We start from the raw sequence: 16,740 nt of genomic DNA on the forward strand, positions 1-16,740 counted from the left end.
GTGTGAAGAACACACGGTGTATTCCGAACTGACGATCAGTGATCACAGCTGGCAGTCGGGCAAATGGGGCGCCCCAGCCGCTACGGTGTGGCTGTGAGCCACGCGCGCGGAGAAGACCCGTTCCTGCCGGAGCACGAGGACATCACGGGACTGATCCCCCGGGGGCTGCGCATCAGCGCCGCGCTCGCGTGGCGGTTCATCGTGATCGTCGCCGCGCTGTACGCGGTGGTGTGGGTGATCGGCTACCTCTCGGTCGTCGTCATCCCGCTGTCCATCGCCCTCCTGGTTTCGGCGCTGCTCGCGCCGGCCGTCCAGAAGCTGGTGGCCCTGAAGTTCCCGCGCGGGCTGGCGACCGCGATCGTCGTCATCGCCGGGCTGGCCGTGCTGGGCGGGCTGCTGACGTTCGTCATCACGCAGTTCTCCTCCGGGCTGCCCCAGCTGCAGCAACAGCTGAACGCGAGCCTCGACCAGATCAAGAACTGGCTGCTGAACGGCCCGCCGCACCTGCGGCAGGAGCAGATCCAGGACTTCATCAACCAGGCGATCGGCTTCATCCAGAACAACCAGGCGTCCATCACCACGACGGCGCTGACCACGGCGAGCACCGTCGGCGAGATCCTCACCGGCTTCCTGCTGACGCTGTTCATCACGATCTTCTTCCTCAGCGGCGGCGACGGCATCTGGACGTTCCTGGTCCGCGCCGTGCCCGGCCGGGTCCGCAACCGGGTCGACGTCGCCGGGCGCCGCGGGTTCGCCTCGCTGGTCAGCTACGTCCGCGCGACGGCGGCGGTCGCCGTCGTCGACGCGGTCGGCATCGGCGTCGGCCTGTGGATCATGGGTGTGCCGCTGGTGATCCCGCTGGCGACGCTGGTCTTCATCGGCGCGTTCATCCCGATCATCGGCGCGGTGCTGACCGGCGGCGTCGCGGTCCTGATCGCGCTGGTGACGAACGGCTTCATCGGCGCGGTCATCGTGCTCGGCATCGTGATCGGCGTGATGCAGCTGGAGAGCCACATCCTGCAGCCGCTGCTGCTCGGGCGGGCCGTGAAGCTGCACCCGCTGGCCGTGGTCCTGGCCATCACCGCCGGCCTGGTCGCGGGCGGGATCGCCGGCGCGCTGCTGGCCGTGCCGCTGCTGGCCGTGCTGAACGCCGGCGTCCGGTCGCTGCTGCACGAGCGGAACCCGGACCCGGCCGAGGTCGACGTCCTCAAGGACCAGGCCGCGCAGCCGAACGACGCCGAACCCGGGACCCCCGACGCGGAGGTGCCGACGATCGGTGAGGACGACGAAGAAGACGAAGAGAAGAACGCCCGCGCGGCGACGGCCGTGAACAAGGACGACAAGAAGGAATGACCACCGCGCGGACGCCGGACCCGATCACGCCGCTGTGGCGCGGCGTGAACGCGTTCCGCGTGCTCACCTGGGCGTTCGCCTGCGGCACGGTCGTCGTGCAGCACGAGCACTACCGGCGTGAGTGGCTGGCCTGGACGCTGCTGGGCGCGATGGCGGTCTGGTCGGTCGTGATCAGCGTGCTGTACCTGCGCGAGCGGACGCGGCCGCCGTGGCTGGTCGTCGTCGACGTCGTGGTCGGCACCGGGCTGCTGCTGACTTCACCTCTGGTACTGAGCGACGCGCAGTTCGCGCTGAACGTCCCGCTCATCACCACCGTGTGGGCCGCGGTGCCGCCGGTGGCCGCGGGCGCCCGGTTCGGCGCGGTCGGCGGGGTGCTCGCCGGCCTGGTCGTCGGGGTGGCGACCGGTCTCGCGCGGGAGAAGTTCGACCTCGACGTCGCGCGGGACGGCGTCCTCCTCGCCGCCGCCGGGCTGCTGGTCGGGATGGCGGCGACGCTGAGCCGGCAGGCCGCCACGCGCCTGGCGCAGGCGTTGCGGAAGGAAGCGGCGACGGCCGAGCGCGAACGGCTGGCCCGGTCGATCCACGACAGCGTGCTGCAGGTGCTGGCCCGCGTCCGCAAGCGCGGCAACGAGGTCGGCGGCGAAGCGGCCGAGCTGGCCAAGCTCGCGGGCGAGCAGGAGATCGCGCTGCGGTCCCTGGTGACGACGGAACCGGTGCGGCCGAGCGAGACCGGCACGACCAGCCTGCGCGCGGCCCTGCAGCTGCTCGCGACGCCGTCGGTGCAGGTCTCGACCCCCGCGGACGACGTCGAGCTGCCGGCGCACGTCACCGACGAGCTCGTCGCCATCACCCGCGAAGCGCTGGCGAACGTCGAGAAGCACGCGGGCCCCGGCGCGCACGCGTGGGTGCTGCTGGAGGACCTCGGCGCCGACGTGGTGGTGAGCATCCGCGACGACGGACCGGGCATTCCGGACGGCGTTCTCGAGCGAGCGGCCGCGAACGGGCACCTCGGCGTGGTGGAATCCATCCGGGGGCGGGTGCGCGACCTCGGCGGGAGCGCGTCCCTCGACACCGGCCCCGGCCGGGGCACGGAGTGGGAGGTCAAGGTGCCGAGCACCAGAGCAACGTCATGAGCGAGCCGCTGATTTCGGTGATGGTGGTCGACGACCACCCGATCTGGCGCGACGGCGTGGCCCGCGACCTGACCGAACACGGCTTCGACGTGCGGGCGACCGCGCCGGACGCCGACGCCGCGCTGCGGATCGCGCGGACCGTGGCGCCGGACGTCGTGCTGATGGACCTCAACCTCGGCACCACCTCCGGGGTCGACGCCACCCGTGAGATCACCGCCGCCCTGCCGTCGACGCGGGTGCTGGTGCTGTCGGCGAGCGGGGAGCACAAGGACGTCCTGGAGGCGGTGAAGGCCGGCGCGTCCGGTTACCTGGTCAAGTCGGCGTCCGCGGCCGAACTGGTGGACGCCGTCCGCCGCACCGCCGCCGGCGACCCGGTGTTCACCGCCGGCCTGGCCGGGCTGGTGCTCGGCGAGTACCGGCGGATGGCCGACGCCCCCGCCGAAGGCGCCGAGCCGCCGCGGCTGACCGAGCGCGAGACCGACGTCCTGCGCCTGGTCGCGAAGGGGCTCACCGCGCGGCAGATCGCCGAACGGCTCGTGCTCTCGCACCGGACCGTCGAGAACCACGTCCAGTCGACGCTGCGGAAGCTGCAGCTGCACAACCGCGTCGAGCTGGCCCGCTACGCGATCGAGCACGGCCTCGACGAGGAGTAGGGCTCAGGGCAGCACGGTCACGCCACCCCAGTCGCCGTCCGGCAGCGTGGCCTTGCCCAGCCGCCAGGCCGGCTCGCCCGGGTGCCACGCCGCGAGGACGCCGTCCGCGAGCACGAGGTCACCCGCGTCCGTCCAGTCCATACCGCCGCCGTCCTTGAGGTGCTCGGTGACGAACGGCATCCCCGGCGCGTGTTCCCAGCTCAGCGCGTCCGGGCGGAGCAGCCAGACGTCGCGCAGCTGCGTGTTGGTCGCCCGGTAGGAGTGGACGGCGAAGTCGGCGGCGAAGAGGGCGCCCTCGCGGGAGGGCACCACCGTCGGCGCGGGCCCGACCGTCGGCCGGCTGAGCTTCTTCCGGCTGTTGTCCCGCAGGTCGACCAGGGTGAGGTCGGTGAGGCCGTCGAGCAGCATCCAGTCCCCGGCGACGGCGAGGATGCGCGGGGCCTGCTGGACCGTGCGGCCGGTCTCCGGCTCGACGAGCGCGTCCGTCGACTCGGCGCCGTCGGCGTTGATGCTGATCAGCAGGCCGTGGCGGCTTTCGCCGCGGACCTGGGTGCGGCAGCTCGCGGACTGGCCGTGGCCGAGCTCGGCGCCGTCGAGCTTCACGTGCTGGAGCCGGCAGCTGTCCGGCGCGTCCTGCCGGATCGCCCACACGCTCTCGCCGTCGGCGCCGGGCGCCACCGACCAGGCACGGCCGAGCGACCGCGGCGGGCTCGCCGGGCCGGTGTAGGCGAAGACGTCGAACGGGTCCTTGACGTTCTCACCGCGCGCGTAGGCGATCAGGACGACGGACTTGCCGACGCGGACGGCGTCCATCCCGACGTCGCCGCCGGGGTAACCGGGCGGGCTACCCGCGGGTCCGCGGTCGGCGTCGAAGACGGTCGGGCCGGTGGTGTGGAGGAGTGCGGTCACCCCGATCCCGCCCGTGGCGGGGACTCCCTTGAGCCCTTCGGGCAGGGCGGCCGCGGTGGTCGGCGGCGCGCTGGTCGTCGCCGGGGCCGGCGGCGGCGCGGGCTCGTCGCCGGTGCACCCGGCCAGCAGCAGGAGCATCGCGACGAACGCGGCCGCGCGAATTGCGGGTCCGTTCAGGGTTTTCCCCCGATCTCCCTGGTGAAATCCGGTTCTACCATCGTGGACATGGGCGAGGAAGAGACCACGGCGGCGGAACCGATGACCGAGACCAAGCCGTTGAGCGAGCGCGATCTTCGGGTGTCCGACGACGAGCGCGAGCACGTCGTCGGGGTGCTCCAGAAGGCTATCGGCCGCGGGATGATCGATCTGGACGAGTTCACCGAACGCACCGACCGGGCGCTCGCGTCGAAGACGCGGGGTGAGCTGAACGCGGTGCTGGCCGACCTCGCCGGCCTGTTCCACCCGGCCGCGGCCGGCGCGGCGGCCCCGTCGTACGCGCCACCGGTCGGCTTCGGCGGTGGTTACGTGCCCGGCCGGCGCTTCGAGCTCAACGCGAAGTACTCGTCGCTGCACCGCGGCGGGCCGTGGGTGGTGCCGTCCGAGATGGTCGTGCGCAACAAGTACGGCTCGACGAAGCTGGACTTCACCGAGGCCCAGGTCCAGTCGCCGGTGGTGCACATCGAGCTGGACGCCAAGTGGGGTTCGGTCGAGATCGTCATCCCCGAGCACGCCGCGGTCGACGTCAACGCGATCAGCGACGTCAAGTTCGGTTCGATGGAGGACAAGACCCACAGCAACGGGCGGATGGGGAACCCCCGGTACGTGCTGAGCGGCCGCGTCCACGGCGGTTCGCTGGTCATCCGCCACCCGCGGCGCGGGCTCTTCGGCTAGCCGGGGTCCCTCTGCCCCCGGCGTCAAGAAGGCCTCCCCCGTCCAGGCATCGGACGGGGGAGGCCTTCGTTCGTCAGGCCGCGGCGACCGGCTGGGCGGTCCGCAGGTGACGGGCGACGAAGTAGGCGAGGACGGCGAACGCGACCGCGCTCAGCCCGGCGACGACGTGAAGGCCGTCGGCTTCGTCGTGGGCGCGGACGACGGCGTTGCCCAGCGTGCCGACGGTCGCCATGCCGAGCGCGTACCCGAACTCGTTGGCGGTCTGGGCGAGCGACGCGGCGGCGCCGGCCTTGCGCGGCGGCACGGACCCGATGACGAGGCCGGTACCGAGCGCCACCATCGGCCCGACCCCCGCGGACGTCACGGCGAACCCGATCGCGGGCCACACGGGACTGCCGTCGGCGAAGGCCAGCACGACCATCCCGAGGGCCGCGGTGACGACCCCGCCCGCGATCAGCGCGCCGGTCGGGAGGCGCCGGGCCAGCACGGGAGCGACCAGGAAGCTGAGGGTGGAGGTGGCCATCCCGGGCATCAGGCCGAGCGCCGCGGCGACGGGCGACAGGTGCAGCGAGAGCTGGAGGAACTGCGCGACGAACAGCATCGTGGTGCCGCCGAGCATGCTGAACAGGAGCATCCCGCCGAGCGCGGTCCGGAACGCCTTCCCGGCGAAGAGGCCCAGGTCGAGCAGCGGTTCGTCGAGCGCCCGCTGCCGTTTCACGAAGACGTACCCGAAGGCGATCCCGGTGACGAGAGCGGCGACCGGCAGCGGGTGGACACCGACGCGAGCGAGCTCCTTGACGCCGTAGACGGCGGGCATGATCGCGGCGAGCGACAGCGCGACGCTGGGCAGGTCGAGCCGGCCGGCGGTCTCGTCGCGGTACTCGGGCAGCAGCTTCGGGCCGATGACCAGGAGCAGGACCATGGCCGGGACGCCGAGCAGGAAGACCGAGCCCCACCAGAAGTGCTCCAGCAGGAACCCGCCGACCATCGGGCCGATGATCGCGCCGACGGAGAAGCACCCGGCCCAGATGCCGATCGCGGACGCCCGCTGCCGCGAGTCGGTGAACATCGTCCCGATGAGCGCGAGGGTCGAGGGAGCGAGCGTCGCCCCGGCGATCCCGAGCACCGCCCGCGCGGCGATGAGCATCAGGGCGCTGGTGGAGAAGGCGGCGACGACCGAGGCGAGCCCGAAGGCCGTGGCCCCGATGAGCAGCAGCTTCCGCCGCCCGATCCGGTCCCCGAGGGTGCCCATGGTGACCATGAACCCGGCGACCATGAAGCCGTAGACGTCCATGATCCAGAGCTGCTCGGTGCCGTCGGCGTGCAGGCTGACGGCGAGCTTCGGCAGCGCCAGGAGCAGGACGAAGACGTCGAGCGAGACGAGCAGGGTGGGCAGCGCCAGCACGGCCAGCCCGACCCACTCCCGCCGCCCGGCCCGGGTTCCTGTGGTGGTGCTCATGGCGTGTCCTCTCGACTCGGGTTCTTACCCCTGCGTCGAGCGGGCCGGGCTCAGATCGACACCTTCCGGAAAGTTTTGGAGAAGTCAGGGGCGCGCGGCGGCGCGGGCGGCCGTCGGGTCCGACGTCGCCAGGGCCGCTTCCGCCAGTGCCTCGCACTCCGCCAGCGTCACGCTCGCCAGGCTGGCGCCCACCGAGCGGACCGCCGGGGCGTTCATCGACAGGCTGGTCAGGCCGAGGCCGGTCAGGATCAGCGCCAGCCGCGGGTCGGCCGCCGCCTCACCGCAGACACCCGCCGGCTTGCCGGTGGCCTTGGCCGCGTCGCCGATCAGCTTGAGCAGGCGCAGCAGCGCGGGCTGCCACGGGTCGTTCAGCTTCGCGACCGCGCCCAGCTGGCGGTCCGCCGCGAACGTGTACTGCGCCAGGTCGTTGGTGCCGACCGAGACGAAGTCGACGACCTCGAGGATCTCGCGGGCGCTCAGCGCCGCGGCCGGGATCTCGATCATCACGCCGGCCCTGGCGATCCCCGCCGCGCGGACGCGGTCGGCGAACCAGGCGGCTTCCTCGACCGTCGCGACCATCGGGGCCATCACCGAGACGTCGGCGCCGGAGTCCGCCGCGGCCCCCGCGATGGCTTCGAGCTGGCGGTCCACGACCTCCGGCCGGTCGAACGCCACGCGCAGCCCGCGCACGCCGAGCGCCGGGTTCGGCTCGGCCTCCGGCGAGAGGAACGCCAGCGGCTTGTCGGCGCCCGCGTCCAGCGTCCGGACGATCACGGGCTTGCCGCGGAACGGTGAGAGCACCGCGGTGTAGGCCGCACGCTGGTCGGCCACCGACGGCTCGTCGGCGGCGTCCAGGTAACAGAACTCGGTGCGGAACAGGCCGACGCCCTCGGCACCGGCGTCCGCCGCGGCCTGCGCGTCGGCCGGGGAGCCGACGTTGCCGTAGACCTTCACGCGGTGACCGTCGGACGTCGCGCCGGTGCCGTTCCACTCGGCCAGCTGCGCCACCGTCGCGGTGACGACCGGGGCGGCCGGGTCGGCGAGCTCGACGACACCGGTGTCACCGTCGACCGCAAGCGCTTGCGCGTCCAGCGCCAGCAGCCCGCGGACCGCGACGACGGCCGGGATGCCGAGCGCGCGCGCCAGGATCGCGGTGTGGCTCGTCGGGCCGCCCTCTTCGGTGACCAGGGCGAGCACCTTCGCCGGGTCGAGGCTCGCGGTGTCGGCCGGCGCGAGGTCGCGGGCGACCAGCACGCTCGGCGACGCCAGCTCGGGCACCCCCGGCGGCGCGATGCCGAGCAGCTCGGCGATCAGCCGGTCACGCACGTCGCGGACGTCGCGGACGCGTTCCGCCATGTACCCGCCCGCGGCGGCCAGCGCTTCGGCGAAGCCCTCGGCGGACTGGTAGACGGCACGCGCGGCGGGCAGGCCCTGGGTCTTGACCAGCTGTTCCGCCTGCGAGGCGAGCGCCGGGTCGGCGGCCATCGCGGCGGTCGTGATCAGGATCGTCGCCGCTTCACCGGTCGCGGTCTCGGCCTGTTTCTCCAGGCGCCCGGCCACGGCCTCGGCGGCGGGCGCGATCCGGGCGGCCTCGGCGGCCGGATCGGCCGGGGCGGGAGTGGCGGCGGGCTCACCCAGCGGCTCCGCGACGCGGACGACGGGACCACTCGCGCGGCCGGGGCTGACGGCGACCCCGGACAGAAGCTCAGACGACATGGTCTAGACCATAGCTCAGGTCAGCGACCGACGGGTAGGACGGCTGCGCGCCGTGCCGGGTCACGCTGAACGCCGCGACCCGCACCGCGTGCTTCGCCGCGGAGACCAGGTCGGCGCCGTCGGCGAGGGAGGCCGCGAGCGCGCCGGCGAAGGCGTCCCCGGCCCCGGTGCTGTCGACGGCTTCGACCTTCGGCGACGCGACTTCGGTGACTTTTCCGGCTTCGACGACCACCGCACCGGCCGCACCGAGCGTGACGACGGCCGAGCGCGGCCCGAGGTCGAGCAGCTTCCGGAAGTCCGCGCCGGGCCCGGCCAGCCAGGCGGCTTCGTGCTCGTTGACCAGGAGGACGTCCAGCTTGGCCAGCGTCTCGGCGGAGAGCTCCGCCGCCGGCGACAGGTTCAGCAGCACCTTGACGCCCTTTTCGGCGGCCTTCGCGACGGCGTGCTCAACGGCCGGCAACGGCACCTCGAGCGAGGCGACCATGACCTGCACCCCGTCGAAGACGGCGTCGACGTCGGCGGGCTCGAGGCTCGAGTTGGCACCGGGCGAGACGAGGATCGAGTTCTCGCCGTCGGGCGTGACGGTGATGTAGGCGATGCCGGTCGGCCGGTCGCTGGTCCGGACCAGCCCGGTGTCGACACCGGCCGCGCGGAGCGAATCGAGCAGCAACCGGCCGTAGACGTCGTCACCAACGGCGCCGAGCAGCGCGACGTCGGCCCCGAGCCGCCCCGCCGCGACCGCCGTGTTGGCGCCCTTGCCACCGGGGGAGAGCACGGTGTCCCCGCCCAGCACGGTCTCACCCCCACCCGGCCGCCGATCCACCGCGACCACGAGGTCGGCGTTGGCGGATCCCACAACGAGTACGTCGGAGTTCATGTCCGTACTTTGCCACGAATCACGGTCCGACCTGGTCATCAGGGGTGGCCCCGAAGAAAGTGAAGGTTTTTGTAACTTATCCGGGGCTGAGTGCGACAATCATGCGAGCAGCGGATGTCCGTCACTCGTTCGGGGGATGCATGTCCCCCGGACGTCACTTCGAAGACCGGCTCCGCTCTCTTGGTGCGTCATCGCGGAAACGGGATGACGTTGCCCGACCGGCCGCAAGCCGGACAGGGCATCGGGTCGCCGGCGCCGATCACGTAGCCCCCCGAGTGATCGGCGTCGGCGGCGCCCCCGTAGTTATGCGGCGACCGTCATGTCACCGACTTCAGCTGTGAACTCCCGGTACCGATCCGGCCGGTAGACGGCCATCGCTTCCCGCACCTGACGGGCTGCGGCGTCGCTGAACGCCTCCGGAATGCGACAAGCACCCTCCTCACCCGGCAGCCGATCGTTCTGCAGTTCGGCACCGAGCTGCCACAGCCCTCGTAGCTCGCCCGCGTCCTTCGCGAGGAAGAGGTCGATCACCCGAAGCGTGAGGCCGCCGTGCTCGATCGTGGTCAGCCTGACCTCGGCGACCTCGGCCCAGTCGAGTTCGAAGCTCGTCTGACCACGGCGATACCAGCCGATCCCGTCGGCCGAGACCGTCAATGCGGTGGAGGCGCTGTTCGTGCGGTACCAGCGCGGGGTGAACGAGTAGACCCAGATCGGCGCGGCGAGACCGAAGCCGCCCAGCGCCAGCAAGATCTCCCGCGCGTCCGCGGAACTCACGACAGCACCGACCGTCGCACACACCGCACCGACCACCATGACCGAACCGGCCAGCCGCCAGTAGCGCTGCGCCGACCACTCACCGGGCGCGATCTTGCGGCTCCCGTGGCCGGTGCCGGACGTGTCGGCAGGGGCGAGAACACACGTCGACGAGACGAGCCGCACGGTGGGGCACCACGGGGTCGTCCGGTGCCGCAGGCGGTTGCGCCGGCGCAACCCCGACCAGGCCCCGATGCCGACGAAGAACCCGATCCCGGGCGCGACCGACCACCAGGGCACCGGCGCCTTTTCCGTCGACCGCCGTGGGTTCTTCAGGTTGGCGACCACCGGCACGGGCCGGCCGATGTCCTGCGGCGTCAGCTGGTTCAGCCCGAACCGCACCGAGTCCGTCCGGCCGGAGCTCGTCACCACATCCGCGGTGCACAACCAGTAGAACCCGACCCCACCGCGGCTGAGCGGCCCGATCCGATCGCACGACGTCACCCACGCAACGGCGGAAGAGGACCGATCGGGACCGTGCAGAGCAACGGCGCGCGCGACCGCCGTCCACACACCGAGGAACGAGAGACCGACGACCAGAGCGGCCACCACGATCCTCGACCACCGCGCCCGCCGGACGACCGGAACCGACTCGTAGCCATCCAGCAACGGTGTCGACGTCATCGGTTCACTCCAGCGACCCGGAAATCCGCTGGGCGCCAGGTCGGCCGGAAAAGGGCTGTCCGTCGTCCGCGGTCACCGGTCCGGAACGGGGGACCTTGTCGACCGGGTAGTTCGTCGAATGGTCTTCCGGAACGATCGAAGTCTCGTCGCGGTCGTGCTGGGACTCTCCGGCGGTCTGCCCGGGTCCGGTCGCCAGCTGCTCGAAAGCCTTCATAAGGGCTTCTTGCCCGGCAGCCTTTCCGAAGCCCTCGAACATTTCGCCGGCTGCTTCGCCCGCAGCCTTGGGTAGCTGACCGAGGCGGCCCAGCACCTTCTGCGCGATCGGAGCCAGGGCGTCGCAAATCGTCCGCAAGAACTCTCTCGCCTTGGCGAAGGCCCTGGCCAGCTTGCTGGTCTCCTCGACCATCTCGCTGCCCTGCTGGACGGCGTACGGAATTCCCTCCGCGGCCAGCGCCGCCGGGTACGCGGGCGGCGGGTAACGCATGAGGATCTTGACGATCTTGGCGAGAGTGTCCGTGATGAGGTCGCGGATCAGCGTGCGGACCACGTCGAGGATCGTCTTGCAGATCCCGATGATGCTCGCGACCTGTGTCGCGGCGTCCGACAGAGCCGCATACGCGTCGAGCTGCTCCTGCACGTAGACGCGGTACTGGTCGGCGACCTTGCCCCGCCAGTCGAGGCAGTTCTTCCGGACTTCGGCGGTGAGTTCCTCGGCGGCCTTCTGGACGCGCTCGCCGATCGTCTCCCACTTCTTGCCCTCGAGGTCGAGGGCGTCCTGGTCACCGGCGACCCAGTCCAGCGGTTCCTTCAGGAAGTCGACGTGTTCGATCAGCCAGCCGAAACCCCAGCTCAGCAGCGTCTCGAACGGATCCTTGATGACGTCCTTGATGCCGAAACCCGCGTTCGCGAGGCTGAAGAGGCCTTCGGTCCAGTCACCGTGGGCCATCTTCTCGACCCCACCGACGAGATCCTGGAGTCCGCCGGCGCCTTCGAGCGCGCTGTCCACCACGTACTTCTCGGAATCCGTGTCGGCCTTCGCCTGGTCGAGCATGGATTTCTCAGCCACCTCGGACCTCCGACGCGCGGTTCACCAGCGCTGAGGCGGACGCTTCGTCGACGCGACGCGCCTTGGCCCAGGTCTGGACCGCCTGCACGTGGTATTCAGCGCCCTTGACGGCCGACTCCAACGTTTCCCGAGCCTGCCCGGCCACGTTGGCGCACCATTGGTCCAGGAAGCACAGTTGACCGATCAGACCGAAAGCGCCGGAATCGATGGGATCGTTCTTGCTCAGCTCGGATGCTTCCTTCAGCACGCCGAACGTCGCCTCGATCTGTTTGGCGTGTGCGTCGATCGCATCGGGGTTCTCGTCGAACCCCGGGCCAGTCTGTCCAGCCACGTCATCCTCCCCTGTTCAGTGGCTCAGCGCAGATAGTCGCCATCGCCGAAGTAGTCGTCGTCCGTGCCGTCGTTCGACGGCGGGCGGGCCGCGCGAGGCGTCGGCGGGGCGGGCCTCGGGCTCTCCGGCTTCGGAGGTTCCTCTTCGGCGATGAACCGGGAACCGTCGTCGGCGCGAGCTCCGTAACCGCCGCCGCCTTCGACGAAACCACCAGGCTCGGGTTCCGGATATTCGCGGTGCAGCTGACCGACCAGCTCGTTCATCGTGTCGGTCCCCGCAATCGAAGGCACACCGGACTCGACCGCGGCGGCGAGCCTGCTCTGTGCGACCTGCACGGTCCGGAGGATCTCAGCGGCCAAATCGGGCTTGTCGCGGACCGCGTGGCCGATCTCGAGGCCGACGAGGTTGCCGAGGTGGTTGACCTTGACGGCGATCTGGCCGTCCTTGCTGCGCTCGGCGACCGACACGGTCTCCATCTCGGCGCGCATCCGGTCAGCCTTCTGCTGCGCCTCCGCCATCTTGGCCTCGAAGGTCGCGAAAAGTTGCTCAGGGTTCGTCACGCGAACCTCCCCGTTCACGTCAGTAGCCGTACGGCGACCGAGTGTGGCATACGGCACCGACAGTCGCGGGGAGTTCCGCTCATTGTGACGAACGCCGCCGCGGATCCCCTACCAGGTTGTTTCCTCCCACCAGGTGTAACCGGTGCGCTATTGTGCGTAACGCAAGAGGGGAGATCGAACGCGAGGGGAGCGCAGTTCGGTGGGGTTGTTCGGCGACATGCTCGACGCTGCCAAGCACGTCGGGTCGGAGATCGCGCACACCGTCGAGTCGGGGGCGGATGGGCTCGGCAAGGTACTGAACGGGGCCGGCATCGGCATGCTCGCGGGCGGCCCGCTCGGCGCGATCGCGGGCGGCTACATCGCGTCACAAACGGGCACCGGGGCGAACAATCCCCAGGCTTCGGGGTTGTCGCCGGGCCAGCTGGTGCGGACCGTGATGACCGGGCCTGGCACCGGCTCGCTGCAGGAAGTGCACAAGGCCGGCGTCGACCAGTCGACTTATCAACGACAGCTGGAGCAGGGAACGCGCGAGCTGACGGCCGGCCTCGAGTCGGCGTGGACCGGTGGCGCCTCGGACGCGGCCCGGGCGCGGCTCCAGCCGCTGACCGCGTCGGCGACCTCGGCGTCGGCGACCCTGGACCGCAACTCGACACTGTCCCAGACGCAGATCGACCAGTTCCACCAGATGAAGAACGCGCTGCACCCGGACGTCACGGACCAGCCGCCGACCCGCAGCGCCTGGGACGTCGCGACGCCGTGGGACACCGACACCGAAGACCAGATCAACCAGTACAACCAGAAGGCGCAGGAGAACGTCGAGCGGTACACGGCGTACTCGCAGCAGTCCAGCACGAACACCGCGGGCCGCACGATCGACTACGGCCAGCTCGGCGCGTACGACGGCGGCGACTTCGAGGTGAAGGACCCGGTCGAGCCACCGGGGAAGAAGGAACGCACCCAGGTACGCAGCGACCACGACCACTCGATCGGGGCGCAGGTGCAGCCACCGCCGGCGGTCCATCCGCCGGTCGTGCAGCCGCCGCCCCCGGGCCACGTCACGCCGCCGGGCCAGGTCACGCCGCCGCCGGGCCAGGTCACGCCGCCGCCGGGTTCGCACACGCAGGTCCCGGGTGTGGACGACAGCGTCCGGGCGCAGGGTTACGTCCCGCCGTCGACGCAGTTCCCGCCGGGCTACCAGCCGCCCGGCAGTTCGCCTTATTCGCCCGGAAGCGGGTTCGGCCCTGGCGGCGGTTTCGGTCCCGGCGGTGGTTTCGGCCCGGGCGGCGGCTTCGGACCCGGTGGCGGCTTTGGTCCGGGCTCGGGCTCGTCCGGGTCATCATCGGGGACGGGCAGCTCCACCGGCGCCCGCGGCCCCGGCGCGTCCACCGGGGTGGGCCTTCCCGGCGAAGGACGTCCGGGCGCGGCCGGCGGAATCCGCGGCGGCGCGGCGGGCAAACCGGGCTCGCCGGGCATGGGCGGCATGGGCCAGGGCGCCAAGGGCGGCAAGACCGAGGACGAAGAGCACCAGCGTCCGTCGTACCTGGTGGAGGCGGATCCGGAGAGCGTCTTCGGCGGGTCCGACGAGAGGACTGTGCCGCCGGTGATCGGGCTGTGACGGTGCTCTACCTGCCCAAGTCCGCGCTGCTCACGGCCTGGGAGTGGGAGCGGCACGGCCCACCCCCGGCAGTCCTCGGCCCGGACAACCTCTGGCTCGGCGACGAGACCCGCAAACGGCTCGACGAGAAGGTGCTGGACGTCCTCGCGTCCCTCCGGCTCGCCGCCGGCGGCACGTTGACCCGCGACTTCCGCGACATTCTGCGCGTCCTGGCGCGTGGATCGCGGCAGTTCACGGCGTGGCTGGGCGACATCGAGGCGGACGAGTCGGGCACGGTCCTCGTCTCGGCCGACGGCCCGGACGCGTACCGGCTGATCCGCAAGGAGGACACGGTCCGGATCGACGCGGTGGAGCCGTCCCGGCTAGCCGAATCCCTGGTGGACGTCCTGCCGCCGGTCCCACCGGCCCGCATCGACCGGGTGGCGATCCCTCAGGCGCGGTTCACTGGTCAGGAAGAGTCGTACGACCAAACCGACCACACAGCCGACGACGGCACCCGCGACCCGCTGCCGTGGGCCCGTCGCCTGATGGCGGCGAAACGGACGGGGCTGCACCAGTGCTACGCGGTCAACCGAGGCACGCGAAGCGCGCCGATCACGGCGGTCGACGCGGTGGGATTCGGGCGGGTGCTGACGTACGCGTTCCCAGGGCGTGAGCGAATGGTCAGCTTCCAGCCAGGCACCCGCGCGGCGCTGACCGACGTGCTGTACGCGACGCTCAACGGAATGGGGGGAGTTCGATGACAGACCCAGGAAGCGCAATCTTCAGCGGCGTCGGCTTCTGGGCGACGGACACGCCCAGTGGGGGCGCGCCGCCGCCCGGCGGGCAGGGGTTCGCGATGAGCAGCTCGGAGATGCAAGCTCTGCTCAAGAAGGCGGAAACCCAGCGGCAGACGATCGGCGAGCAACGAGACAGCGCTCGCATTCTGTCCCAGGCCCACCCCCCTGCCGAAGAACCAGCCAGTATCCAGGCCGTCAACGGACCCAACGGCGTCAACGAGACCGGCCGCTATTATCAGGGACATTTGGATTATCAGTTCAATTATCTCACTGAACTGATACGGCGACTGCGCCAAGCCCTTGGCATGAACGAGGAAGCCGACCAGCAAGCAGCGGACACGACCAAGAAACGCGGGACACTCGAATGAACAGGCGAGGAACAGCCATTGCCGCGATCGCCGCTTGCGGACTCCTGCTCGCAGGCTGCACCGGTGAACATGGTTCGGCCAGCCCGGCACCTTCGACGCCGGATTCCACGGCGGCGGCGCTGCCGCACGATGGTGCGCCCAAGGTCGACACGCCCCTCCCGTCAAAGGTTCTCGACGGCAGTCCCTGCGAAACGGCATTGACTCCCGATCAACTGACGGGCCTTCTCGGTGAGCCGACTCAGGGCAAGGCAAGCGACGACACGTTGGGCTCTGCCTGCAACTGGAGCAGCAACTCCGGAAGTGGCGCCAGCATTGCGGTGAACTACCAGGTCAAATCCGATCAAGGGCTCAGCCTGGCCTACCAAAATGTCCAGCCCACAGCCGCACGGTGGAAACCGCTCGACCCGATCCAGGGTTTTCCGGCTGTCGCCTACGCAACCTCCAACGACAAACGCGCATGCGTCATCGTCGTGGGTGTCTCCGACCAGCTCGCCTATTCGATGGCCTTGACGCTCGGCGACAAGGCGACCAGCGAAGGCAAGGACTCGTTCGATGTCGGCCCTCAGGTCGCCGACACGGTGCTGACCAACCTCAAGGCTCGGGCCTGAGCCCGCGTTAATGCGAGACTTGTCGCAGTAAGCGCCTAGACTGTTCGGATGAGCCACCCCACGCGGAGGGGTCGCGCGCGTGCGGCTACCGAACTGGACATCCGGCGGACCGCTCGGAAGCTCCTGGTCGAGCAGGGGCCCGAGGCGGTCACCCTGCGTGCTATCGCTCGGGAGCTGGGGATCACCGCGCCCGCGCTTTATCGGTACTACGAGTCTCGGGACGACCTGGTCGAGAACCTGCGGCTGGACGTCTGCGCGGACCTGGCCGACGAGCTGGCCGAGGACATCGCCGGGCTGCCCGATGACGGGATGCTGCAGCTGTTCGCCATCTGCAAGGGCTTCCGGCGGTGGGCGCTCACCCACACGAAGGAGTTCACGCTCGTCTTCGCGTCGCCGACCGGTGGGGTCGGGTCCGCGGCCGGCAGCGCGTTGAGCCGGGTCGACGAGCCGTTCGGGCGGATCTTCCTGGCCGCCGCGGGGCGGGTGCTGGCGATGCACGACCTGGTCACCCCGCCCAGCAGCGGGGTGCCGGACGAGCTGCGCGACGACCTCATGACCTTCCAACAGTCGCTGGCCGACGTGCTGTCGGAGTCCGGGCAGAACATCCCGGCGGAGCGGCTCGACCTCGGCGTGACGTACCTGATGATCCAGTTCTGGGCCCGGCTCTACGGGCACGTCACGCTCGAGGTCTTCGGCAACTACCCGATCCCGATGTCCAAGCCGGACGTCCTGTTCGAGGCCATGCTGATCGACCTCGCGCGGGAGATCGGGCTCGATCGCAGCTAGGCCGCGTGGCCGCCGTCGACCGAGAGGGTCGACGCTGTGACGTACGCGCTGGCCGGGGCGGCCAAGAACGACACCGCCGCGGCCACGTCCGTCACCGAGCCGTGGCGGTCGAACGCCGTCAGGGCGCGCTAGTACGACAGCTGGCCTGAAAAGGCGCTGTGCCGGGCCGGTTGTCCACATCCGAGGTCGGCTGTGGACA

19 protein-coding genes and 1 pseudogene are annotated in these 16,740 nt (G+C 70.8%); 10 read left to right on the forward strand and 10 right to left on the reverse strand.

Annotation, left to right across the window (positions count from 1 at the left end; translation table 11 throughout):
- The first annotated feature begins 63 nt into the window (after window positions 1-63).
- From VA596_RS09600 to VA596_RS09610, 3 genes are read left to right on the forward strand one after another with little or no spacing between them, the layout of a single operon-like run.
- On the forward strand, window positions 64-1,353 hold the full coding sequence (locus VA596_RS09600; protein WP_410171855.1) for an AI-2E family transporter: 1,290 nt from the start codon (window positions 64-66) through the stop codon (window positions 1,351-1,353).
- On the forward strand, window positions 1,350-2,486 hold the full coding sequence (gene macS, locus VA596_RS09605) for a MacS family sensor histidine kinase (protein ID WP_323325170.1): 1,137 nt from the start codon (window positions 1,350-1,352) through the stop codon (window positions 2,484-2,486). Before VA596_RS09600 ends, macS begins: the two co-directional genes overlap by 4 nt.
- Window positions 2,483-3,139, forward strand: a complete 657-nt coding sequence (locus VA596_RS09610; protein WP_323325172.1) for a response regulator transcription factor — start codon at window positions 2,483-2,485, stop codon at window positions 3,137-3,139. Before macS ends, VA596_RS09610 begins: the two co-directional genes overlap by 4 nt.
- A 3-nt stretch (window positions 3,140-3,142) precedes the next feature.
- Here VA596_RS09610 and VA596_RS09615 read toward each other — a convergent pair whose 3' ends face one another.
- Complete coding sequence (locus VA596_RS09615) at window positions 3,143-4,186, reverse strand: hypothetical protein (RefSeq protein WP_323325174.1); 1,044 nt, start codon at window positions 4,184-4,186, stop codon at window positions 3,143-3,145.
- Between the two features lie 87 nt (window positions 4,187-4,273).
- On the opposite strand from VA596_RS09615, the gene VA596_RS09620 reads away from it, so the two are divergent.
- Window positions 4,274-4,939: a DUF1707 SHOCT-like domain-containing protein gene (locus VA596_RS09620; protein WP_323325176.1), complete on the forward strand. Its 666-nt coding sequence runs from the start codon at window positions 4,274-4,276 to the stop codon at window positions 4,937-4,939.
- Window positions 4,940-5,012: 73 nt separating this feature from the next.
- Here the strand turns inward: VA596_RS09620 and VA596_RS09625 are convergent, their stop codons facing one another.
- The 4 genes from VA596_RS09625 to VA596_RS09640 form a co-directional block, all read right to left on the reverse strand.
- The gene (locus VA596_RS09625; RefSeq protein ID WP_323325177.1) at window positions 5,013-6,398 is read right to left on the reverse strand and encodes an MFS transporter; all 1,386 of its coding nucleotides are present in this window, start codon (window positions 6,396-6,398) and stop codon (window positions 5,013-5,015) included.
- An 84-nt stretch (window positions 6,399-6,482) separates the two neighbouring features.
- Window positions 6,483-8,114 (reverse strand): phosphoenolpyruvate--protein phosphotransferase, encoded by a 1,632-nt coding sequence (ptsP, locus tag VA596_RS09630; protein ID WP_323325179.1) that lies wholly within the window; start codon window positions 8,112-8,114, stop codon window positions 6,483-6,485.
- Window positions 8,104-8,991, reverse strand: a complete 888-nt coding sequence (locus VA596_RS09635) for a ribokinase (RefSeq protein ID WP_323325181.1) — start codon at window positions 8,989-8,991, stop codon at window positions 8,104-8,106. Before VA596_RS09635 ends, ptsP begins: the two co-directional genes overlap by 11 nt.
- 303 nt (window positions 8,992-9,294) lie before the next feature.
- Window positions 9,295-9,930 (reverse strand): hypothetical protein, encoded by a 636-nt coding sequence (locus VA596_RS09640; protein WP_323325183.1) that lies wholly within the window; start codon window positions 9,928-9,930, stop codon window positions 9,295-9,297.
- Window positions 9,931-9,997: 67 nt separating this feature from the next.
- On the opposite strand from VA596_RS09640, the gene VA596_RS09645 reads away from it, so the two are divergent.
- Entirely contained in the window at window positions 9,998-10,198 is a 201-nt protein-coding gene (locus VA596_RS09645; protein WP_323325185.1) for a hypothetical protein, read from the forward strand.
- On the opposite strand, the pseudogene VA596_RS50645 reads toward VA596_RS09645, so the two are convergent.
- The 4 genes and pseudogenes from VA596_RS50645 to VA596_RS09660 form a co-directional block, all read right to left on the reverse strand.
- Window positions 10,120-10,428: pseudogene (locus VA596_RS50645) on the reverse strand (DUF6346 domain-containing protein); the annotation flags it as partial. The gene VA596_RS09645 and the pseudogene VA596_RS50645 overlap by 79 nt on opposite strands.
- Before the next feature lie 4 nt (window positions 10,429-10,432).
- Entirely contained in the window at window positions 10,433-11,494 is a 1,062-nt protein-coding gene (locus tag VA596_RS09650; protein WP_323325187.1) for a hypothetical protein, read from the reverse strand.
- Complete coding sequence (locus tag VA596_RS09655) at window positions 11,487-11,825, reverse strand: hypothetical protein (RefSeq protein ID WP_323325189.1); 339 nt, start codon at window positions 11,823-11,825, stop codon at window positions 11,487-11,489. The genes VA596_RS09650 and VA596_RS09655 overlap by 8 nt, the downstream gene beginning before the upstream one ends.
- 23 nt (window positions 11,826-11,848) lie before the next feature.
- Entirely contained in the window at window positions 11,849-12,385 is a 537-nt protein-coding gene (locus VA596_RS09660; protein ID WP_323325757.1) for a YbaB/EbfC family nucleoid-associated protein, read from the reverse strand.
- A gap of 199 nt (window positions 12,386-12,584) precedes the next feature.
- Between VA596_RS09660 and VA596_RS09665 the strand changes: the two genes are divergently transcribed.
- From VA596_RS09665 to VA596_RS09685, 5 genes are read left to right on the forward strand one after another with little or no spacing between them, the layout of a single operon-like run.
- On the forward strand, window positions 12,585-14,000 hold the full coding sequence (locus tag VA596_RS09665) for a hypothetical protein (protein ID WP_323325191.1): 1,416 nt from the start codon (window positions 12,585-12,587) through the stop codon (window positions 13,998-14,000).
- Entirely contained in the window at window positions 13,997-14,743 is a 747-nt protein-coding gene (locus VA596_RS09670) for an ESX secretion-associated protein EspG (protein WP_323325193.1), read from the forward strand. The genes VA596_RS09665 and VA596_RS09670 overlap by 4 nt, the downstream gene beginning before the upstream one ends.
- Window positions 14,740-15,147, forward strand: coding sequence for a hypothetical protein (locus VA596_RS09675; RefSeq protein WP_323325195.1), 408 nt, complete (start codon window positions 14,740-14,742; stop codon window positions 15,145-15,147). Before VA596_RS09670 ends, VA596_RS09675 begins: the two co-directional genes overlap by 4 nt.
- Entirely contained in the window at window positions 15,144-15,755 is a 612-nt protein-coding gene (locus VA596_RS09680; protein WP_323325197.1) for a DUF3558 domain-containing protein, read from the forward strand. The genes VA596_RS09675 and VA596_RS09680 overlap by 4 nt, the downstream gene beginning before the upstream one ends.
- Before the next feature lie 48 nt (window positions 15,756-15,803).
- Window positions 15,804-16,541 (forward strand): TetR/AcrR family transcriptional regulator, encoded by a 738-nt coding sequence (locus VA596_RS09685; RefSeq protein ID WP_323325199.1) that lies wholly within the window; start codon window positions 15,804-15,806, stop codon window positions 16,539-16,541.
- Here VA596_RS09685 and VA596_RS50650 read toward each other — a convergent pair.
- A complete protein-coding gene (locus VA596_RS50650) occupies window positions 16,538-16,636 on the reverse strand; it encodes a hypothetical protein (protein ID WP_410171856.1) in 99 nt (32 codons plus the stop codon). The genes VA596_RS09685 and VA596_RS50650 overlap by 4 nt on opposite strands.
- Window positions 16,637-16,740: the final 104 nt, after the last annotated feature.

Origin of the sequence: Amycolatopsis heterodermiae (assembly GCF_034929455.1) — a bacterium.
Taxonomy (GTDB): Bacteria; Actinomycetota; Actinomycetes; order Mycobacteriales; family Pseudonocardiaceae; genus Amycolatopsis; species Amycolatopsis heterodermiae.